The organism is Dactylosporangium sp. NPDC050688 (assembly GCF_040654515.1).
GTDB lineage: Bacteria > Actinomycetota > Actinomycetes > Mycobacteriales > Micromonosporaceae > Dactylosporangium.
Window position 1 is genome coordinate 19,421 of sequence record NZ_JBFAIC010000041.1, and the last position, 22,582, is coordinate 42,002.

Annotated in this window: 10 protein-coding genes and 1 pseudogene; 3 read left to right on the plus strand and 8 right to left on the minus strand. The window is 66.3% G+C overall.

The features are described 5' to 3' along the window. Positions 1-413: 413 nt before the first annotated feature. The gene (locus AB0H83_RS31885) at positions 414-1,148 is read left to right on the plus strand and encodes a group II intron maturase-specific domain-containing protein (RefSeq protein WP_360101549.1); all 735 of its coding nucleotides are present in this window, start codon (positions 414-416) and stop codon (positions 1,146-1,148) included. 219 nt (positions 1,149-1,367) lie between these two features. Further along, positions 1,368-1,607 (plus strand): annotated as a pseudogene (locus AB0H83_RS31890) (ISAs1 family transposase); the annotation flags it as partial. 404 nt (positions 1,608-2,011) lie between these two features. Here the strand turns inward: AB0H83_RS31890 and AB0H83_RS31895 are convergent. From AB0H83_RS31895 to AB0H83_RS31910, 4 genes are all read right to left on the minus strand, one after another. Beyond that, positions 2,012-10,072: a LamG-like jellyroll fold domain-containing protein gene (locus AB0H83_RS31895; RefSeq protein WP_360101465.1), complete on the minus strand. Its 8,061-nt coding sequence runs from the start codon at positions 10,070-10,072 to the stop codon at positions 2,012-2,014. 79 nt (positions 10,073-10,151) lie between these two features. Next, positions 10,152-10,745: a transposase gene (locus AB0H83_RS31900; protein ID WP_360101467.1), complete on the minus strand. Its 594-nt coding sequence runs from the start codon at positions 10,743-10,745 to the stop codon at positions 10,152-10,154. Continuing rightward, entirely contained in the window at positions 10,670-11,188 is a 519-nt protein-coding gene (locus tag AB0H83_RS31905; protein WP_360101469.1) for a winged helix-turn-helix domain-containing protein, read from the minus strand. Before AB0H83_RS31905 ends, AB0H83_RS31900 begins: the two co-directional genes overlap by 76 nt. A gap of 33 nt (positions 11,189-11,221) precedes the next feature. After that, on the minus strand, positions 11,222-14,041 hold the full coding sequence (locus AB0H83_RS31910; protein WP_360101471.1) for a DNRLRE domain-containing protein: 2,820 nt from the start codon (positions 14,039-14,041) through the stop codon (positions 11,222-11,224). Positions 14,042-14,178: 137 nt separating this feature from the next. Here AB0H83_RS31910 and AB0H83_RS31915 point away from each other — a divergent pair, with 137 nt between their 5' ends. Next, entirely contained in the window at positions 14,179-14,835 is a 657-nt protein-coding gene (locus tag AB0H83_RS31915) for a hypothetical protein (RefSeq protein WP_360101473.1), read from the plus strand. A gap of 511 nt (positions 14,836-15,346) precedes the next feature. Here AB0H83_RS31915 and AB0H83_RS31920 read toward each other — a convergent pair. The 4 genes from AB0H83_RS31920 to AB0H83_RS31935 all read right to left on the minus strand — a co-directional run bounded on the left by AB0H83_RS31920 (position 15,347) and on the right by AB0H83_RS31935 (position 22,356). Further along, entirely contained in the window at positions 15,347-17,461 is a 2,115-nt protein-coding gene (locus AB0H83_RS31920; RefSeq protein ID WP_360101475.1) for a hypothetical protein, read from the minus strand. 38 nt (positions 17,462-17,499) lie between these two features. Beyond that, positions 17,500-19,197: a hypothetical protein gene (locus AB0H83_RS31925; RefSeq protein ID WP_360101477.1), complete on the minus strand. Its 1,698-nt coding sequence runs from the start codon at positions 19,195-19,197 to the stop codon at positions 17,500-17,502. 1,528 nt (positions 19,198-20,725) lie between these two features. Continuing rightward, positions 20,726-21,052: a transposase gene (locus tag AB0H83_RS31930; RefSeq protein WP_360101479.1), complete on the minus strand. Its 327-nt coding sequence runs from the start codon at positions 21,050-21,052 to the stop codon at positions 20,726-20,728. A gap of 125 nt (positions 21,053-21,177) precedes the next feature. After that, positions 21,178-22,356, minus strand: a complete 1,179-nt coding sequence (locus AB0H83_RS31935) for a hypothetical protein (protein ID WP_360101481.1) — start codon at positions 22,354-22,356, stop codon at positions 21,178-21,180. Positions 22,357-22,582 lie beyond the last annotated feature (226 nt).

Sequence of the window (22,582 nt, forward strand, 5' to 3'; positions counted from 1 at the left end):
CCAGGCCATCTCGGCGGTCGCCTGGTGGCCGACCCGGGTGCCGTTCTGGTCGAAGGTCTACGTTGTGATCCGTGCCGCATCGACAAGCGGCAGCGCTTGCGGCACACCAGAAGCCCAGTTATGTGCGAGGCCGCACAGATCGCGCCGACGCTCCGCAGTTGACATGAGACAGAGCTCGATCCGAACACATGACCGTCAAGTTGGTCCTGCCCTTCCCCCGGGTTCCACAGATGGATGGCAGTCCTAGTCCTTGAAAATAGGCGTTGAACCAAGACCCCGGACTGCTCGACTGGCTCACCAACCTCTGACCCGAAACCCACGCGTTATGCGCAGCGCTCGACCCCAGCTCCGCCCTGACCAGGGCCAACAGGCCGACGCTGCGCATAACCCAGCACTGTTCATAAGGCGGGATCCTGTCACCGTTGATCTTCAATATCGCCATGACGGCGCTGGACGAAGACCTGCACGGGCCATGGCGGCCCGGCGGGACGATGAGTACAGCCAGCCGCCGTGCCGGACGTCGTGGCAAGGGCCAGCCGACCTGGCGAGTCGTCCGCTACTGCGACGACTTCGTCGTGCTCGTGCATGGTGTCCGTGGCGACGTCGAGGCGTTGCAGGAACACGTCGCGCGAGTGCTCGAACCGCTCGGGTTGCGGCTGTCACCGGCCAAAACCCGGATCGTGCACATGAGCGACGGGTTTGACTTCTTGGGGTTCCGCATCCAGTGGCGCCGCAAGTACGGCACGAGGAACTGGTATGTCTACACCTTCATCGCCGACCGTCCGGTCCGGTCGTTGAAGGACAAGGTCCGGGCTCTGACAAACCGGACCACGCAGCGCAACCCCGGGTTCGTGCTGACCAGGTTGAACCAGGTCATGCGCGGCTGGGCCAACTACTTCCGGCACGCCGTGTGCAAGCACACCCTGTCCACCCTCGCCAGGTTCGTCTGGCAACGGGTGATCCGGTGGCTGAGTCAGCGGCACCGCTGGAGACGGAAGGACGTTCGGCGGCACTTCACCACCCCAAGCGGGCGGTGGAAACCAGTGACCGCGGACGGGATCGAGCTGTTCAACCTGGCGAAGGTGCCGATCACGCGGTGCCAGTACCGGGGCGACAAGATCCCCAGCTTGTGGGCTGCAACTGCCTGACACCAACGGCAGACTCCGTGGAGAGCCCGTTGCGGTGAGAATCGCACGGCGGGTTCGGCGAGCGGCATGGGGAAACGGACCGGGAGTAATCCCGGCACCGCGCTCCATGCCGACTTGGCTCACCGATACGGCCTCGCCCGCTTCTTCGGCCCTGATGGCGCCACCTCGCGGCATAAACGCCTGCTCAAAGCCTCATCGCCCGACTACGCAATCGCCCTGCTCGCCGACTGGCTCCGCGGACACTGGAGCATCGAAGTGCTCCACCACGTGCGCGACGTGACCTTCGCCGAAGACGCCAGCCAGATCCGTACCCGAAACGCCCCACGAGCCATGGCCACCCTCCGCGACACCGCGATCAGCGTGCTCCGGCTGACCGGCACCACCACGATCGCCAAAGCGTTGCGTTCCAACGCCAGAGACCCACGCCGACCACTACGACTCCTCGGCCTACTGCCGTAGGGCAAAGCGGTCAAATCCCTACCTTGCAGAGGCCCTGCCGGCCAGACGAGACCTCGTCAGCTCACCACGCTCACCAGCACCGATGCCTTATCTGAACGGCATTGCATCAAGACTCCGACTCACGCGGCACGAGGGTGCCGATCCGTCGCTCGATTTCTGCATCCGATAGATCTCCTCCGATTGCATGCCATCGCGTGATTCGCTTTGCATCCCCCAAAGACATATCAAATGCGGTCTCCATGCAGATGACCACACCGAAAGCCATCTGTTCAAGGTCACCTGTTGGACTGAGTTCCGCCACCAACAAACGCAGGACTCCAATAATCGAACCCTCCCGCATCCAGTATTCTCGGAGAATTCGAGCAATTTCGTCTCTCTCCGCTACAGATTCCTCCGGACTCATTTCATCCCATCGGTCGCAGAAAATTCACAACAATTTCCGTATGGCTACCGAGGTCGCCCGCCACGCTGTCCCAGTCGATCGACGCCTCCGTAAACCCATTTCTTTGGGCAAACTTTCCCGTAAAAGTCTCCCATACCGCCTCTAGTGGGTCCGTTCCGCGACGCACGGCCGCGTTAAAGGAGTCCAGGTTATCGCCCAAGGGGCCTTTGTTCCAGACACCGCGGATGCCGTTAATTTGTCTACCCGCGCCCTCGAAAGCATTAATCGCATCAGTGATCATTGCCGACCCTCGGGGAAGTCCGGGGATACCTTTCGGTGCGCGGACTACCATCTCCAATATTCCATCCCTATCAAGGGTTGCCGAGATTCCCTGATTGCGTAGATTTCCTCCGTAGCCGTTTACCCACCTTCTACCACCGAGCTCGAAGGTGCCGCAGTTATGTACGAGCACCGGCGCGTCACCGGCAATCACATAGTACGTGTGGAGGTCAGCAACTGTAAGGTCCCGCATCTCGGCAACGCCGACGTAGTTGCGTACCGCCATGACTGTGGTAGTCGCCCCGTCGGTGGTGCGGAGGTGGTCGCCGGCTCTCAGGTCCTGGGCGTCCGTCCAGGTGTCGGTGTCCTCGTTCCAGAACGGATGATGCCAGGTCGTTTTCAGTACGGTGGTGTCATCAACCGTGCCGCGTGCAGTGGCGATAGTGAGGTCGGTAAGGTCAGTGTCGTCGTTGCGGTGAAGCGCTTCGACCGTTTCAGCGCGTGTCTCGCCGGTCAGCGGTTCGGTGGCAATGACCCGATCGCCGACGGCGATGTCTGCGATCGCCTTCGTGGTCCCGTCCCCGAGCAGCACAAGCGTGGCGGGATCGAAGCTGTGGCAGCCGCTGCCACCTCCGTCGCCTCGGTCTGACTGCCTTGCGGTGGAGTTTCCGCCTCCGCCGTTGCGGCCTCCGTCAGTGCTGCCACCCGCGGCGCGGTGGCCGCCCTGGCTGCTGCTGGAGGTGGAGGGCCGGCTCGCGGCGGGGCTGCCGCCGCCACTGCTGCTGCGGCCCGGGCTGGGCAGGCCGGCCCGGCTGCCGCCGCCGAGGAGCCTGGGTGCGGCGCCGCCCATCATGCCGCTGGCGGCTTTGCCCATGTACTTGGTGGCGCCGCCGGTGAACTTGCCGACGCCGGCACTGAGGGCGCCGTCGAGGCCGCCCTGGATCATGGTGTCGGCGAGGCCGCTCCAGGAGAACTCGGCGTCGCCGCGTTTGACGTCGACCATGTATCCGGCGCCGGCGGACATCGCGCCCGCGACCGCGCCGGCCAGGATCAGGCAGCCGACGCCGGTGGCGCACAGTGCGCCGACCGCGACCGCTGCCACGATGCCGACCGCGGCGGTGGCGACGAACTTCCACGGGTCTTTCTTGATCGTGTCGATGGTGTCTTCGGCGTACTTTTTCGCCGCCTTGTACGTGTCGTTGACACACTTCGAGACGCCGCCGGACACGCACTTCTTGACGGAGTTGTACTTGTCCTTGACGGACTGGACCTTTTTCTTGACGAACGTCTTCGTGGACTCGACCACAACCTTCGTCGCAGCTTTGGCCTTGTCCACGACGTAGTTCCAGGCCTTGTGCGCGTCCTGGTACGCCTGGCCGGATGCGACGTAGTTGTAGGTATTGGCGACCGTATTGGCGACCGTGGAGACGGTGCTGTTCCACGCCTTCCGCAGCGACGACAGGCCCCAGTGGCCGGTCGGGTCGGTGGTGGTGAGTGGGTTGCCGTCGCCGTACTGGTAGCGGTTGGCGTTGATCGACGCCGGGATCGGGCTGTTGCTCGCGGTGTCGCGGGTGTCGAACTGGCCGGTGTCGGTGTTGTACCAGCGGGCGTGCATGTTCACCCGGCCGGTCGCCTGCTCCGTGAACTCCGACTGGTAGCCGAGGCTACCGACCAACCCCGCGCTGGCCAGCACCACGCCGAGCGGGTCGTAGCTCGCCGACCCGGTCAGGCTCGACCCCGTCGCGGTGAACTGCCCGACCACGTCGGTGTGCAGGTCGGTCCAAACGTAGGCCGAGTTCGCGCCGGTGCCCGTACCGGCGGCCAGCACGCCGCCGGCGGGGTCACGCGTGTACACGGTCGTACCGTCGTCGGCAAGGTCATTACTGAGGCCGCTGTACTTGAACCCGGGCTTCACCGCACGACCGAGCGCGTCGTAGGCGTACGTCGTGGTGCCGCTCGCGGACTGCTGGGTGATCACCTGTCCGTAGGCGTCCGCGGCCGTGTTGTAGACACCTGCCGGCCCGCTGACCTGCTTCAGGGTGCCGCGGCCGGTGTAGGAGTACGAGATGCCGCCGCTCTGCCCGGTCAGCCGGTTGCGCTGGTCGTAGGTGAACGTCTTCGCACCGTTCTCGGTGCGGTTGCCGGACGCGTCATAGGAGTAGTTCGTGGTCGTCGACCCGGTCGTCCAGGTCTGGATCCGGTCCGCCCAGTCGTATGTGTAGGTGTTGCTCGACGCGCCCGCGAAGCCGGTCGTCACCTTCGACGTCAGGTTGCTGTTCTTGTCGTACCCGTACGCGATCGCACCCTGGATGACCGACCCGTCAAACGACGTCACCGTGTCCGTTTTCAGCCGGTGCAACGTGTCGTACTCGAACGTGCGTTTCTTGTTGCTCGCGCCGTACGTGATGGTCGTCGGCTGGTTCAGGGTGTTGTAGGCGACGCTGAGGTTGATGTTCGTCGTCGCGTTCGCCATCGTCTGCAGCCGGCCCGCGGTGTCGTAGGTGAAGTTCGTCGTGCCCGCCGCGTCGGTCCGCGACGTCAGGTTGCCGTCGCTGTTGTATGTGTACGACGTGTTGTCCGCCGGCCCGGTGATGCTCAACGGCAGACCACGGTCGTCGTATGTGATCGTGTTCGTGCCACCCGGCACCGACAGCGACGTGATCCGGCCGGCGTCGTCGTACCCGAACGTCCGCGCCGCCGTCGCCACGGATGTACCGCTACCGGTCTGCCCGATCACCTGACCCAGGTCGTCATAGGCGTAATCGATCTGCACACCAGACTGCAGTTGCCGGGACGTGAGCCGCCCGCCGAGGTCGTACACGTTCGTCGCCCTACGGTCCGCCAACGCCGTGTGCGCAGTCGTGGACGGCTCGATCTGCGACTCGGGCAGACCCCACGTGTTGTACGTGCTCCAGAACTTGTTGCCCCGCCCGTCCGTGAACCGCGTCTGGTTCCCCGCCGCGTCGTACCCGAACGACGTGTTGACCGACAGCGTCGCCGTCACCGGCTGCGACTCGTTCACGACCTGACCCAGCGGGTCATACGTCAACGTCGTCGTGTGTCCACGCGGATCCGTCGACGTGACCAGGTTGCCATTGTTGTCGTACGTCGCCGAACGAGTCGTCAGCACCGCACTCGCCGCGTCGAGCTGCGACCTCTGCACCACCCGCCCGGCACCGTCGTACACGGTGCTCGTCTTCGTGTTGTCCGGGTTCGTGACGAGGACCGGCCGGCCGAGACCGTCGTAGGCGGTGCTGGTGATGTTGCCGGCGCCGTCCTTCTGCGTCAGCACCTCACCCTGGGTGTTGTACGTCATCTCGGCGGTCACACCACCCGGCGAGGTGACCTTCCGCAACCACGGCCCGGCCGCGGGATCGTCGACGCCGTAGACACCAGTGCCGTAGTCGTAGGTGGTGGTGTTGGACGCCGGCGACGGCTGCCGCACGACCTGCGTGCTGGTCAGCGTGCGGCCCAGGTAGTCGTACGTCGCGGTGGACTTTGCGCCGGTCGGGTCGATCGCCTCGGTGAGCTGACCGACCGCGTTGTACTGCGCCGTGGTGATCTTCCCGGTCGGGCCGGTCACCTTCGTGACGCTGCCGAGGGTGTCGTACTCGTACGACGTCGTCTTCCCCCGCGGATCCGTCGTCGACGTCGTACGGCCCAGCTTGTCGTACACCACGGTGCTGCTGGCATCGACGATCGGCGAACCGCCCGGCGGGGTGTAGCTCGGCAGGATGGTCTTCCACGGGCGGCCGGCCGCGTCGTACCGGGCCTGGGTGACGTTGCCGAGCGGGTCCTGCTGCTCGACCGGCTCACCAAAGGCGTTGTAACCGATCGTCGTCGTCGGGCGCACCGACACCGCGGTCGTGCCGTAGGTCTCGGTGGTGACCGTCGGTGCGAGGGTTTTGGTGAGGTTGCCGTCCTCGTCGTAGACGTAGGAGGTGGTGTTGCCGTTCGGGTCGATCATCTCGGTGGTCAGGCCACGCTGGTCGACGGTGTACGTGGTGGTCAGCTCACCGGTCGTGGCGGTGACAGTGCCGGTGCGGCCGTTGCCACCCGACCACAGTGCCGCGACGTCCGCGTCGGTGAGTGCGCGCTGGTACAGCTGCACGTTGTCGATCGAGCCGGCGAAGGTGTTGTTGCCGGTGCCGGTCAACAGCCCGCCGATGCCCGTGGTCGTGTCGAAGGCGGAGTTGAACGGGGTTGGGTTGGTGGCGTCGGTGCCCCGGACGTTGTTCGAGTACAGCGACATCCGTTTCGTGTTCGCGTCGAACACCGCCACCAGGTGCACCCAGGTGTTCGCGGCGAGCGCGTTGGACGAGGTGGCGGCGTTGTAGGCGGTCGGCGTGGCGGAGTCGATGTTGGGCGACACGAACGCCCACTTGCCGTAGGCCTGGCTGTACTGCAGGTAGAACGACCCGGTGGCGTTGCCGCTCTGTCCGACCGCGGTCTGGTACCCGGTGAGCGTGTTGGCCTTCACCCACGCCGACACCGAGTACGACTGCGTGGTGTTGAGGACGGGCCCTTCGAGTCCGTTGGAGAGGCCGGTTCCTCCTCCTGAGAAGGTCGCGGCTCCTCCGGTCAGGGAGACGTCGTTGGAGCCGTACATCAGGTGGTCGGAGCCTGAGGAGTCGGCGGCTGTGACGGCGGAGCCCGGGGTGGTGGTGTCGTTGAGCTCCCACCAGCCGACCGGGGCTCCGGCGGCGTCGACGGACACCTTTTCCGACGTCACGCGGCCCATGGCGTCGTAGGTGTTACGGACGTCGCGGATGGGCTGGAACGTCGAGACACCTGCCGTGTTTCGGGTCAGGGTGACGTGGTCGTCGGCGTCGTACACGTAGTTGGTGAACCGCGAGACGCCGTCCTGCAGGGTGGTCCACTGCGATTCGAGGCGGCCGGCGTTGTCCATCTTGAAGGCTGTCCAGGTGGCGCCGTTGTTTGTGCGGCTGGTCATCGGGTTGCCGGCCCAGTCGTACTGGAGTTCTCGCAGTACGGTGGTCTTGACACCGTCGGTCCTGCTGACCCGCTTGACCTTGCTGTCGTCGTAGTACTCGTACCTGGTGACCCAGTCCATCGCGTCGGTCGTCGAGGCGAGTGTGCCGTTGGCGTAGTACGCGTTCGACGTCTCCTGGACGGTGGTGCCGTCCTTGCCGGTCGTGGCGCTGGTGAGCAGGTTTCCCTCGGAGTCGAAGGTTTGGTTCACGACCTGCAGCCGGTCGCCGGTCGGGCATGGCGACCCTGGCGCGGGGTCGCTGTCGCAGGACGTCATGCTGTTCTGACGGCCGTACGCGTCGTAGCCGTACAGGGTCACCGCACCGACCGGATCGACGCTCTTGACCAGCTGCCCATAGGCGTTGTATGCGCTGGTGACGACTCGGGAGCTGTCGCCGCCTGTCAGGTCGCTGACGGTCCGGGACGTGACGTTGCCGTCGGCGTCGAACACGTCGATGGTGCGGGTCGTATGCACCGCGCTGGTGACGGCGTTGGTCACTGGCGGCTCGGTCGTCTGCACCAGTTGTCCGTCGGCGTCGTAGCTGTACACCGTGATCAGACCGGCCGGGTACCCGGGGGCGAGGACCTTCCGCTGCGACATTCGACCGATACCGTCATACGTGAACTCGGTGACGAGGCCGGCTGGGTCGGTGACCCGCACCGCGTCGCCGGCGGTGTTGTATTCGGTGAGCTGTATCGCCCCACCTGCTGAGGTGACCTTCTTCGGAAGTCCAGCAGGTGTCACACCACCGCCGACCGCGGGCGTGGACGCGGTCGTGTACTCCGTTGAGGTCGTGCGACCGGCGGGATAGCCGGGCACCGGCGGGCCGGTCATGGACAGCCGGTTGCCGGTCACCGGGTCATACATGAACGTGGTTTTCGCCTCGCCTGTCGAGCCGGAGGCGTTTGGCGTGATCACCTCGATCAGCTGGTCATTCTTCGGGTTCGGTGTGAGGATCGTGGTGGTCGCGTCCGGCCAGAACGTGTACAGCGTGTCCTGACAGCCCATCGAGAAGTCCTCGTTGCGGCATGTCGTGGTGCGCACGGTGTTGCCGCGGACGTCCTTGGCGGTCTCGGTCTTCTGCCCGAGCGGGTCGTACACGACGTTGACAAACCCGCCGACGTCGTAGCCGTAGGAGGTGGTGTTGCCGAGCGTGTCGGTGGACGCGATGAGCCGGTTGCCGTTGAGCAGGTCGAAGACCCGCTGCGCCGTCTTGCCGCCCGGGTCCGTGACGGCAACCGAGGTGACGGGCGTCAGGGTCGGCGTGGCCGCCGGCGCCAGCGCGCTCTTCGATGCCTTGAAGTGCGCGTCGACCTGAGCGGTGCTCAGCCCGTGGTCGTAGTAGGCGAACTCGGCGATGTTGCCCTTGAAGTAGCTGACGTTTCCGGATGACCCCGGCCAGTCCTTGGTGGTGCCGGCACCGATGTAGCCGAACGGGGCCATGGCGGAAGTCATCTGACCGGTCCGGCTGCCGGCCAACAGGTTGTCCAGGTAGAGGGACTGCCGGTCCAGCCCGGACGAGTCCACGTCCTCGGCGGACAGCACGACATGGTGCCAGTTGCCGTCGTTGACGCTCGCCGTCGTCGTGATCGGCGCGCCGTCGTCCCAGAACTTGCCACGCAACTTGCCGTCGCTACCGACATACAGCGCCGGTACCCAGCTCGTGGCAGCGGTGGAGCCGTCCACGGCCGTGTCCTGGTATCCGAACAGCACGCCGCTGCTCGCATAGCCGGCCGGGATCCTGAACCACATCTCGACGGCGGCGCGCCCCATGGACGGGAAGGCGACGATGTCGTCCTCGCCGTTGTCGTAGCGGACGTAGGAGCTGGTGCCGTTGAAGATGGCGCCGTACGAGTCGCTGAACGGGCTCGTCGTGTTCGGCTGCGTGGTGTCGAAGGTGACGTTGTTGTACGTCGTCTTGAACCAGGAGGCGGCCTGGTTCTTCGGGTGGACGGGGAGGCTGACGTCATTGAGCCGGAAGTACTCCCTCGGCTGCGAACCCAGCACGGTGGAGGCGTAGACCTGGCTGGACCCGGAGACGGTGTGCTGGCCGACCTGCCAGACCCCGCCGACCTCGTCGGTGACCTGGTTGACCCGGCCGGAGACGGTGTCGTAGCCGACGACGGCGCGGACCCGGCCGGCGTTGCTGGTCACCTTCGTCATCACCGACGACGGGTTCTGGCCGGACGTGTACAGCGACGTCACGACGTCCTGGGTCAGGGGCTTGTTGTAGTAGGCGACGTCGGCGATCGAGCCGTTGAAGAAGTTCGCGGTGGCGGTGCCCGTGTTCGGCTGGCCGGGCCAGCCGCCGCCGATGTATCCGGCGCCGATGTACACCTTGTCCTGGCCCGTGTTGTGCAGCTGGATGACACCGGCCAGACTGCCGACCAGTGCCCCGTCGAGGTACATCTGCTGGCTGCCGCCGTTGCCGGCCAGGACGACGTGATGCCACTGGCCGTTGTTGACCGTCGACCCGGACGTGATCGTGCCGACGGTGCCGTTCCACAGCGAGCCGCGCAGCTTGCCGTCCTGGTCCACGTACAGCACCGGGTTGTAGTAGCCCGGCGTCGTGCCGCCCTGAGTGACCAGGTCCTTCTGGTAGGAGAACAGGACCCCGGTCGTCGCGGTGGTTTTGAACCACATGCTGATCGACTGATAGGAGCTCTCCGTGGCGAGTTTCTCCGGCAGCTTCACCGACGCGTTCGTACCGTTGAACCCCGCCGACTTCGATGTCGAGAGCGGCAGCGCCGCGGGCTGGTCGAGGGTGACGTTGCTGTAGATGCCGTTGTCGATGCCGTCGTTGGACAGCACCCCGCTGCGGGCCTGGGTGCCGCCGGCCGCGGGGTCGTTACTGATGTTCAGGGGTCAGGGTCTGGGTCCGATGTGGAGGTCAGGGTGGTGACAGTCCGGTGGCGGCGAGGAACCCGTCGACCAGGCCTGGCCGGTACTGCATGCGTTTGAGCCGGTTCTTGGCGGTGCGGGCCAGGTCGGTGACGGTGCCGGGGGTGAGGTTGGCCAGCCCGCGGCGCAGGTTGGACCACACGTTCTCCACCGGGTTGAGCTCGGGTGCGTAACCGGGCAGGTAGTAGACGCGAAGCCAGCTACGGGTGGCGGTCAGCTGGCGCATCGCGGTCGAGGTGTGCCCGGGCAGTTGGTCCCACACCAGCACGATCGGGGCGCCGAGCTGCTGGTGGGCGGCGTCGAGCAGGGCGGCGAAGGCCGGTGCGCGGAAACTCTTCGGTTCGCCGCGGCGGCCGTGGTGGCGCATTGTGCGGTAGATCAGCCGGCCGTGGTGGCCGGGCCGGTAGCACGCCAGGCTGGCGATGGAGATCCGTCGCCCGCCGCGGCCGGCGACGGTGAGCACCGGGGTGTGCCCGCGCGGGGCCCAGGTGCGGGCCTTGGCTGGTCTCAGCGTGAGGCCGGACTCGTCGGCGAAGCAGATCCACGCGCCCAGCCTGCGCGCGACCCTTTTACCGCCGGCCATCGCCAGCGCCGCCAGCCGGCGATGGCCCGCTCGTCACGCTCGACGGCCCGGTGTACCGGCTGCTGCGGGCTGTAGCCCATGCGGTGCAGCAGCACCGAGACGGTCTGCAGGCTCAGCCGGTGGCCGAACATGGTCGCGGTCAGCGCCGCCACCCGGGTCAGAGTCCAGCGCTGGTCGCGGTAGCCGGCCGCGGCCGCGCCTTGTTCCAGCCTGCGTTCGAGCCGTTCGACCTGCGCATCGGACAGGCTGGGGTCGGGGCCGGGCGGGCCTTTGGACGCCAGAGCTTGTATCCCGCCGGCGGCCCAGATCCGTCGCCATGTGTATGCGGCTTTGGTGGATACCTCCAACGCCGCGGCCACCTCTGGGGCGGGTGTCCCTTCGGCGAACATCGCCGCTGCCTGCTGGCGGATCTGTTCGCGGCGGGTACGTCCGGCCTGGTTCACCCCGCCGCCATCTCCGTACCTCATGAGCGGGCCCTACCCCAGACCGGGCGTTATACCGCACAGGCACCAAGGCAGCCCGACGCCGGACCCTGACCCTTGAACATCAGTAAACCGCCAGAACGAGTACGGGCCCGTGTTGAGCACCGTGCTGTTGTGCTGGTTGACAGTCTGGTACTCGTATCTGGCGCAGTCAGTGGTGGTGCCCGGCGGGCACACCTTCGTCAGCTGGTCACCGGTGTACGTGTACGTGTAGGTCAGGGTGCTGGACGGCACCAGCGGATCGGTCGGGTCGGTGGTCACCGTCGCGACGTGCGCGACGGAGGCGCCGGCCGGCGTGGACCACGTGAGGTTCAGCGTACGGTTGGAGGCGAGGGACTTGATCTGGTCGGCGCGGCCGTTCGCGTCGTAGTGCACGGTCAGTGCCCGGCCGTTCGGGTCGCTGATCTTCGTGAGGCCGTACACGCCGGTGCCGGCGCCCTGGGTGAACTCGTAGACCGTGCTGTCCTTGTCGGTCAGCGAGTAGCCACCGGTGATCGCCTTGAACACCGAAAACCGGCCCGGCGGCGGGGTCCACGTCCCGTCGTTGTTCCGGCCGAAGGTGACCTCCTGCCCGTTCGGGTACCGGATCGCCGCGGTCTGCAACGCGTTGTCAGCGTCCTTGCCCTCGCGGACCTGCATGTCCACGAGCGACGACCAGCCCTGCCCGAACGCCGACTTACGCAGGTCCAAGCTGTTGTACTCCCGGGCAATCGACAACGCCGGACCGACGGTCGTCACCTGCGCGTCGACGTCCCGGGTGGTGTAGTTGCCGACGCTGCCCTCGAAACCCTTACCGCCGTTCTGCGCCAGCGACGAGCTCACCATCTGCTGCGGCACGGCGGTGCTGAACGCGTACGGCACCGGGTTCGCCGGGCCGATCGATGAACGATCGTCGACCTGCACCTGGTACAGGTAGACCTTGCCCCACACCAGCGTCCCGGCCGGGACCTTCCAGAACCCGTCCGTCCACGGCGAGGACGGGTTCGTCGCAAGGGGCTGGCCCTGGTCGTCGTACAACAGGAACTTGTACCGCAGACCCCGGTTCGGGTAGTTGTCAGGGTCGCTGCCCTTCGCCGACAGCTCCGGCGTCAACGTGTTCACCGCGGTATTGTTCGCCGGGTAGCGCGCGTCCAGCTGCGGTGCCACGTTGTCCGAGTAGTTGATCTCCAGGAACGGGTCGCATTCGGTGTTGCCGAAGAAGCTGGGGCAGATCAGGCTCGTGTTCGACGAGGTGAACCGCTTCCACGCCGAGGTGTCAGTCTCCGAGGCCGTCAACGCCAGCCCGTACGTACCGCCGGTCGCCGCCCAGTCGATCATGCGCTCGGTGTTCAACCACGGTGTGGACCACACGCCGACGTTGCGGACCTGCTCGTCGTTGTTGCACGCCGCGGAGGAACTCGGTGAGTCGGTCGCGAGCTGTTTGTTCACGTCGGTGCTGTACGCCGGCGGGTTGTTCCACGTCGCCGTCGACGCGTTCCACGCGCTGGTGATCGGGTAGACGTTGTACGGCAGGGCGGTACACGGAACGGCGTCGCCGTCGCCCTGGTAGCTCATGAACAGCCACAACCGCGCCGAACCGAGCCTGAACCCGCCCATCATCGCCGGGAAGTTGTCGAAGTTCAGAAACGAACGCGCCTTCTCGGTGCCGTTGTGCGACCCGACCGCCAGCGTCGGCTCGTTGTGCCGAGTGCCGGTCGCGTCAGTGCTAATCACATACGTGTCGGCGAGGGTGGTCCGCGTGGTCTGCGGGTCCAGGACGACAGGGAACTTCCGCTCCGGGTCCCGCAGCCAGGCACCGTCGATCGTCACCTTCAACGCCGGAGCGCCGTCGACCTGGACCAGTTCATACCCGACCCCGTAGGAGACCTCGCCCGCGCCGGCGTGGCTGTTGGACGCGTCCTCCATGAACCCGGCCGGCATCGTCAGCTCGACCACGCCCCCAGCGGACACGAACTCGACCTCACCCGCCGCGGTCAGTCGCGGCGTCAATCCTTTCAATTTCAACGGATACACGTACTCCGTCGGCACGTTCGCCGAACGCAGGACCAGATTCTCCTTGGTGCCGGACGCCTTCGCGCCGAGCTCCAGGTCCACGTCAGGAAAGACGTTGCGGTACCTGGCCACAGACCGCTCGGTCGTCGCCTTGTTCAGCGACGCCCCCGACAGCGAGTACGCCAGCTCCACGCCCGGCCGGAGGGTCATCCGCACCAGATCCTCGTTCACCAGGGAGGCAGCACCGGCAGCGGACGGGATCTCGAGGCCCTCCGAGTCGACTTTCCTCGCCGTGCCAGCGGCGAAACTCACCTTGAACGAGTTCGCGGTGGTCTCCAGCCGGCGGTCGCCGCCAACCTTGAGGACGCTGTCGATCGGCTGCCACGAACCATCCGCGGCCTTGAAGTTCACCGGGCTCTTGTAGACCCGCCGGGTGTAGGAACCGTCCGCGTTCTGGAACACGTCTGTCTTGGCGTTGCCCATCGCCGCGACGCGCTTGCTCGTCCCCGAGTCGAAGCCCTTCCGAGCCGGGCCGGTGCTCTTGTTCGTCACCGTCGGCTGGAACGCCTGATACTTGGCGAGTTCACCCTTGACCTTGTGCTTCGACTCGCCGTTGCGCGCCAGCGGCGCGGTGACGTAGTGCCCGTTGACGCCTTTGCCGCGCTGCTGCTGCGGCACCTTCGGGTCTTCCTTGGCCCACGACGGCGCGGCCACCAGCCAGTCCCGCACCATCGACCAGCCGACCAGACCATGCCCGGACGGCACCAACGCCGACGGCAGGCCGACGCTGAGCGCCAACACGACGACCGTAACGACGCTCATCCGGCGGGCGAACCGACCGACAGGCACAGCATGACGACCGCGCACGGCCAGCCTCCCCCGTAAACCAAAGGCGCCCAAGCAGGCGCCAGCAGTCTGCGGGGCGTGAACGCGCGAACACAAGATGCACGTAAATATCGGTGACCTTGATGCTCGAATGTCCGTTTCGAACCTCAGCGATCCATCGCGTGACCCTTCCGGAGATCGACGCGACACGCTATGTTCGTGCCGCGAGCCGCGCCCAACGGGGAGGTGAAGCCGTGATCGCACACGCCATCACCCGGATGCTGGCCGCAATCCACTCATGGACCCGCAGGCAACGCATCGCCGCGGCAGCAGGCTGCCTACTGCTGCTCCTCGGGACTATCTGGCTGCTGTGGCCCGACGACTCACCACCGCCACCACCACGCGAACGCCAGTACAAGGCGACGACCGCCTGCCTCCTCACCGACGACCAAGGCCTCAACGGGGACACCGCCAAAGCGGTCTGGGCCGGCATGCAGGAGGCCTCCGTCGAGACCCTCGTCAAGGTCCAGCACCTCGCCATCACCGGACCGCAGACACCCGCCAACGGCGTCACCTACTACAACACCCTCGGCGTCCAGAAGTGCAGCATCATCATCGCCGCCGGCCCCATCCCGGTCGCCGCAATGATCGACGGACTCCCGTCATTCCCGAACATCAGACACTTCGCCGTCAACGGCGACACCAAAGGCAGCACCGTCACCGTTGTCGATGCCACCTCGCCACAGACCATTCAAGCTGGCGCACGCGCGGCGGTCTCGTCCGCAGCCTGAACGCACCGGGCAGCGAAACCTCCGGCATCAACCCTGCTCAGCGTCTCGCAGGTCCACACATATGGTCGACTTGCAACGCGTCCCACAAGTACCGGGCATCTGGGCCTGACCTCGCTCATTCGCCGCCAGACGCGGCGGGGCTGCAGGTGCGGTATGAGCACCAACGGCAGGGGTACGCCGCAAGGGCGACACCAAATCGGCCGATCTCCTCGGGCAGGATGGTGACCCAGGAGTAGCCGTGCAACGCCCAGCGACCCTTCGGCAGCGTCTCGGCCGGACCCGAGCCCATCGCGCTTTCGTACAGGCATCGACGGCCGTCTATGAAGGGGCGGCCGCCGACCCCCGGGCGGTTCGGTTACCTGGTGCGGTCGCCGCTGCCGGAGCTCGTCGCGCGGACCACCGGCCGGCGCGACATCACGCTCGTCGCGCTGCGGCACAAGTTCGCCGAACTCATCCGGGACGCAGGCCTCCGCCGTCGGCGACGGCGGAGGCTCGCAGGTCCGGTACAGCGCTACTGCCGGCTGTACTGGTACGACGGCCGGGCGACCGGGGGCTTGTTCTCGGCCGGCGCGCTGCTGGCCATGACGCCCGGCTGCAGCGGGTAGGGGAAGTAGTCGAAGCGTCCGGCAACGTCGACGATGACGTCGACGTTCGACCCGGCGTTGTACACGTTGTACTTGTTGCCCGGTCCGAGCAGGATGAATGCCGCGTTCGGCCGGACCTCGCGGGGGGCCAGGTTCAGGTTGCTGGCCGTCGGCCGGGCGGTGCCGTTGGCCCATGCGGTCAGGTACGTGCCCCCGTTGCCGTTGTTGACGCCGGTGATGTTGGCGACCAGCGCGCCGGTCTCCTCCAGGGCGGCCGGTGCCGGTGCGGTGAACGTGGCGGTGCCGTTCGGTCCCAGCGTCCCGGCGCCGCCCAGGTTCTCGCGGGTGTCGGCGATGCGCGTCGGGGTGAGCGGATGGAACCGGAAGCCCGGACCCATCTGGGCGTCGTCGAAGAACCCCAGGACGTCGATCACCACATGGACCGCCCCGGAGGACCCGTTGTAGACGCCGATCTGCGGTATGCCGGCGCAGCTCGGGGTCCGTTCGCAGTACATGATCGGGACCACGGCGAAGTTCGGCACGATCGAGTTCGGCGTGAAGTTCAGCGTCGAGGCCAGCGGTGGAGGGCCGCCGCCGGCCCACGTGGTCAGGTACCCGGACGAGGTCGGGGTGACGGCGGTGATGTTGACGGCGAGGGCCCGCACGTGCTGGTTGATGGTCGTGCCGTAGTCGACGAGCGACGTCAGGGACCATTTGCCGGGCAGCGGCCCACCCCATCCCGGATCGCGGGTGTCGACCACCCGGGTCGTCTGGTGTAGTTGGTACTGCCCGCCGAGGCCGTAGGCGATGGTGTCGTGGCTCTGGTAGACGCCCAGCATGTCGGCGATGACGTCCACGGAGCCGCCCGCGTTGTAGATGTCGATCTTGCCGTTCTCGCCCACCGGTACTGTCACCGAGTTCGCGCCGGTCCAGCCGGCGGTGAAGTTCAGGTTCGACACGGTGGGCCGGGTGGTCCCCGACGGGTACACCGTCAGGTACGACCCGGACGTCGGGTTAGTGACGGTCATGTTGAGCACCACCGCCGACACGCCGGATTCGGCGACGCGGCCGATCCGTGGGATCTGCAGTGACACGGTCTTCTGCGTCCCCAGCGCGCCTTTCGGAGCGCCGACGCCCAGCCGCGTGTCGAGGATGCGGGTGGGCTCGTTCGGGAAGAAGTTGCCCGCCGACGTGTTGCGGCCGAACTCGTTCACCGCCATCACGTGGAATCCCATGGCGCTGCTGTCGGCGATCTTGAACAGTGCCGGCTGGTGGCCGAGCACGGTGGGCTTGGAGTACACGGTGACCGAGCACGTTTGCTGGTAGGTGATGGCCCGGCCGGTGCAGGTGTTGGTGTCGACGCCGAAGGAGCGTGCTCCCTCGCCTTCGAACGAGACCGCGCCGAACTCCAGCGGCTCGCTGCCGACGCCGGTGAACGTGACGGTCTGCGTGGTGCCCCGCTGGCCGAGCCCCACACCCGTTCCGCTGCCCGGCATTTCGGTGTAGTCCTGTTTTGCGTCGGCGTAGCCGACCGTCGAGTTCAACCGCATCTCGCCCCACGAACCCGACCCACGGAGGCCGCAGCCCGAGGTGCGGTACGACGCCGCGAGCGAGGTGATGTTGTCCTCGTCGTCGCGGCCGACCGACAGCACCGTGAGCGTTCCATGGTCACCGCCGCACGGCTGACTCCAGACCCGCAGATCCAGGCCGTACGTGCCGGGCGTGTCACCGTTCGGCGACGTCGGATACGTACCGGGCGCGATCTTCTGCCCCGGCGGGCTGATGATGACGACGTACGGGGAACCCAGCATCCAATTTACGTTGAACTTGACCCACTCGCCTCCCTGGCTCGACACGGACTGGGTGAGCCAGACACCGACGACGTCATCTGTCATGTTGGAGTCGACAGCGATGCTGTAGTAGCCGTTGACGGTGAACGCGTTGTATGGGGCGACCGGCTGCGCGATCGCCCGCGCCGGCAGCGTGACCGCGCCGAGCGCGATCGCCGCGAGCACGGCCATGGCCGTCCGGAAGAAGCGCATGGGACTCCTGGGGTCCGTCGGGGGATTTGAGCGGCGTGTCACGGCTGCCGCATCGTCTGCCGCAGCGGTGTGCCGGTCGGGCCGGAGCGCAGCGAATGCTGCCGGCCGAGGGTTGCGGTCCGGGCCGATGGGATCGACCCGGGCAGGAACTCGAACGTGCCGGACACGTCGACGACGACGTCGACATTCCATGCCGCGTTGAACATGTTGAAGGTGTTGCCGGGGCCGACGTTGACGAAGGCGGCGTTGGGCCGGACCTCGTGCGGGGTCAGGTTCAGGTTGCTCACCGTCGGCCGGTCTTCGCCGGTCGCCCACAGGCTCAGGTAGGTCGAGTTCGCCGGGTTGACCCCGGTCACGTTGGTCACCAGCGCGTAGGTGTTGTCGCCGGCGACCGCTGCCGGGGCGGTGACCGTGACTGTCCCGGTGCCGGTGAACGCGCCCGCGCCCAGCCCGTCGCGGGTGTCGACGATCCGTGTCGGGTTCAGCGGCCGGAACCGTAGACCACCCGGGACCTGACCGTCGTCGTAGAAGCCGAAGATGTCCACGACGATGTGCGTGCTGCCGCCGGAGTAGTTGCTGACGACGATCGCCGGGTGTTCACCGCACTCGGAGCACCACGCTGTCTTGACGACGGCGAAGTTCGGTACCACCGAACCCTTGGTGAAGTTCAGCGTCGAAGCGGTCGGTGGCTGACCGTACCCGGTCCATGCCATCACGTACCCGCCCTGGGTCGGGGTGACCGCGGTGATGTTCACGGCCAGAGCCCGGATGTGCGAGTTGAACGTCGGGCCGTAGGCGACCGGGATCGTCACGGACTCGAACGGACCCAGCGGCCCACCGAACGCCGGGTCGCGGCTGTCCAGCAGACGCTGCGGCACCGTCGGCCAGTACTGCCCGGCGGGCTCCTGCGTGTGGGAGTCGTCGTAGGCCAGGTAGTAGCCCAGCAGATCGGCGATGACGTGCACGTTGCCGGCGGCGTTGTAGATGTCGACCTGACCGTTGGCGCCGACCGGCACGGTGACCGAGTTCGCCCCCGTCCACCCTGCCGGGAAGTTCAGGTTCGACGCCGTCGGACGGGCGATACCGCCGGGATAGACCGTCAGGTAACCCGCCGACGTCGGACTGGTCACCGTCATGTTCAACACGACCGCCGACACCTTGCTCGTCGGCACGCCACCGCGCCCGGCCACCTGCAGGTGGATCGTCTTGCCGCCGCCGAGCGGCGCCTTCGGCGCGCCGTTGCCCTCCCTGGTGTCAAGCAGGCGGGACGAGCTGAACAGCGACACGTAGGTGCCTTCGCCGCCGGAGCGCCCGGTCACCCGCAGCTCGACCGCCCGCTTCCCCGACACCGTGTTGTCCGTCAGCGAAAGCGTCGCGTACTGGTCACCAATCGCCGTCGGCCGGCCGATCACACTGATCACGCAACTCTGCCCATACGTCAACCTGGCACCGGTGCAGGTGTCGCCGGTAATCGTGAAGGCCTCCGGCGTGGCCCCGCCGAGCACGACGGCGCCCAACTGCAGCGCCGAACTGCCCGACGACGTGATCGTCACCGTCTGCACCGGCGAACTGTGCCCGAGATCGACCGGATTGAAGAACCGGTTGACCGCCGACTGCATACCGTTCACGTAGGGCCGGTCCGAATGCCAGCGAATCTCGCCGGACACGTCATAACAGTCCTGGAAGTAGCTGGCGGCGAGCGACGTGATACCGCCGGTCGCCGGGTCCCGCGTCAACGCATGGATCGTCAACGAGCCCGTTGCTTCGCCGCACCCCCTACCATCGCCACCCACGTCCAGCCTGTAGCGTCCATCGCCGCCCGTCCCGACGGTGGCGAACGTGCCGACGCCGAGTGTCTGCCCTGACGGCGGGCTTACCAAGGCACGGAACAGGTGTTCATGGCCAAGGGTGTACGCCGTGATGATGAAACCCGTACCCCACCCGTCCAAGGTGACGGTGGCGTTGCTGCTATCGAAGCTGTAGTTCCAGGCCGACCCGTTGAGGGTGAAGGCGTCGTACGGAGCGGTCGGCTCGGCAGCAACCGCCACCCCGGACAATCCCGTCACGGCGAGGGTCGCCGCTGTGAGGACAGCACCAAATTTGCGCAAAAGGCGCACTGTACTCCCCGTTGAAATGTGGATCACGGTGCAACAACGGCCACACGGTAGTGATCATCATCCTTGGGCGCAATCAGCCGTCCGGCCTCGGCAACGCTTCCCCACAAGAAAGTCAAGAACAGGCGCACCAGAACGCCTGCCGCCGCGACCCTCGAGACGACCGCGGCGGTGCCGACCTATGCGCCGTCACGGCAATATGGGTGCTCCCCGGGTGATCGGCCGCCAATGGACCCACCGGCGGCCGGACGCAGCAACCAGCACGGCCGACTAACAAGAAACGCATAAAATGGACAAATAGTCGATCGTTTGGACTGGACATCACGAGACAATTGCGCGGAATCTAGCTCTTAATCTGCGGGTTGTAGGTTCAAGTCCTACGCGGCGTACGGGATTTTTGGGAGGCCCCTGCTTCGCGGCGGGGGCCTCTCGCCGTTGAAAATCCCGATTCCCCGCGCACCGGCTCCGCCGGCGCTCCCCGGTGGGGGAGCTTCGCTCCACCCACACCCCCTCAACCCCATCGCGGGGCGCTCCTGTCGTGCATGACGCCGGCTGCGGCGTCCGTCGGGGCTCAGGCGACGCGGAGCTGAATGTTGCCGATGCGAGCAACGATATCGAGATGACCGCCGAGGTCTGTTCACGCATCTCCCGGCGACGGGCGATCCGCTCAGCACTGTCCCAAGCCGGATCGGCGGCCGCGCAGGATCGAATGCAAAGATCGTCCGAACTTCAGTCGTGCCGACCGAGCCGGGACGCAATTCTTCATGTTGTGGCACTGGCTGACCTCAAGCCGATCCACCAGCGGACGGCCGAGCGCCGGCCCTGCTCGCCGAGAACGTCGATCGCCTCGGCGACCAGATCAGCCGTGATCAGGCCGGCTGGCGGAGCCGGAGCTCATGGGAGCCAGCCGGTCCAGGACTCGCCACGGCGAAATGATATCTCCAATCGGCTAGATAGGAAACGAAAGACAATTCAAGACACTGTAATAACTACAGCAACAAGGCAGCTCGGCAGACACAGCCGGTCTGCGGCCGCCAGGACAAAGGGTAGAGAAATCGGTGCCCTGGAACGATTCTTCTACCTCTTGTGGAGGCGGCGGCTGCCGCAGGCGCACGATCACCTGCCATCCACCGCGATGAGCCGGCCAGGGTCATTGCGTTCTGGGATAGCTGCTGGTCATATCCGTGATGAGGTCGTGTGGGCGGTGGCTGGCGCGTCTGGTGGCACGGGCGATGTTGGTGTCGCCGTTGATGTGGTGGAAGCCGATCGCGGTGTTACGGAGCGTGGCGAGGACTGCTGGCCCGTTGTCGGTCCGGGCCTGGCGCAGATCCTCACGGAACGTCACATCCCTGATGTGGTGGAGCGCCTCGACGTGCCATTCGCGGCGGATCCACTCCTGCAGGTCGGCGGGCTGGGCGTCCCCGGCGGGCAGGGAGACGGTGTAGTAGGCGGTCTCCCGGCTGGTCTTGCCCTTCACGGTCCGGGTGCGGGTGATTCGTACGGCTGCTGGGCGTGCGGGAACAGCAGGCCACCGGGGTGGCCACGGTGACGGCCTTGACCGTGCGGGTCTCCCGACGGCCGTGGCCACGGGTGCGACCCTGGTCACCGACCGGGACCTTGGCCCAGGGCAGGGCCTTGAGCTGGGCGAACAGGGTCGGCTGGTTCCGCTTGACCGGGATGAGCAGTTCGCCGCCGCGGGCGGCGATCTCGGTGGCGTGGCTGAACTAGTGGACGGTTTCGCCAACCTGGCGAGAATGCCACGCGCAGCAGCGGTCCCCATCCGGCCTCCGTTGACTCCGCTTCGGGCGTGGCGACCACGAGCGCGCCAGGACAAAGCTCGTTGAAACTGCGCGCACGCGAACTGGCGGCGCGCGCGAAGTCGATGTATAGCCGCATCCGTTCCAACTTCGAGCCCGGGGAAAGCCACGTGTCGTTGTTCGGGGTGCATCGCAATGCATGTTCCAAAGCCATTAGCGCACGAGTGTCGTCAGCAGTCGACGGCGACAGTGCCGCGCATGCCCGCACGGCCAACTCTGGCTCGCCGAGGAGGGCTGTCGTGTCAGCACCCAACTCAGCCAACGCGAACGCTGCCGCAGCCGAGACACTCACCACACCGCTACCGCGACCGGCGACCGCCCGCAGTCTCTGGACCACAACCGCAACGCGATCCGCCGCCCCAGCGCCTGTAACGGCGCCACGGCATTCCGGCAGTAGCAACTGGACAAATCGGGTTACCGCGAAAATTGCGGCGTGGACAGTCCGCACGTCCTGATCATCGATGTATGACACGACGGCGTCGATCACGTCGCCAGCCATCGCCCGCACCCCGAGTCGCGCAGACGCCTCTTCCCCGGCGATCAGATCTGCCAAGAGCAGATCCTCGGCACCGGCAACGACAGCCGCTGCCTTCGCCCGCAATTCCTCATCAGTGCCTCCCCATGCCGGCGCCGTCGCTGCGTTGCCCAACATCTCCAGTAGCCGGGCCCGCAACGGCAACTGCGGATCGAATGAACTCGCGACCCCTACGTTAGCGGACCGCGCATCGGTGAGCACCGCGACGATCACTGGAATCAAAGGCACCGTCGCCGGATGAGACTGCCCGAACTGCAGACCCGCCCTCTCCAGGAAGTCGACAGCGGTCCAACGCCGATCCGGATCGGCGTGCCAGAGATCACGCACCATTCGGGGCACCGAGGGTACGGGCCCGATATTGTCGCCGAGTTGACCGCCGTCAACTCGGCTCCAGTCGACGGCGACCAACAACGCCTCGATGCGGTCCAATCTCACTCCCCCGTTGACGCGTCCGTGTCAAGCGGCGCAGTTCCCGCCCACATAGCCGGGGGGCGGAGGGCATAGTGGCGTGTAAATGAGGTCACCGATCATCAGGTAAATATACCCGCTGATCGCCTTCTTCAGGCCATATTGCTGGACTGCCAAACCAAACGCGATGACATCGAGGGCCACGATAAATTTGGCAGCGCCCTGCAACCTCGCTTCACCACCACCA

What these genes read in the sequence shown, in the direction of transcription:
- AB0H83_RS31900 (WP_360101467.1), bottom strand. Translation starts at nt 10,745, where the DNA reads ATGGCCGGCGGTAAAAGGGTCGCGCGCAGGCTGGGCGCGTGGATCTGC.
- AB0H83_RS31910 (WP_360101471.1), bottom strand. Translation starts at nt 14,041, where the DNA reads ATGAGCGTCGTTACGGTCGTCGTGTTGGCGCTCAGCGTCGGCCTGCCG.
- AB0H83_RS31920 (WP_360101475.1), bottom strand. Translation starts at nt 17,461, where the DNA reads ATGCGCTTCTTCCGGACGGCCATGGCCGTGCTCGCGGCGATCGCGCTC.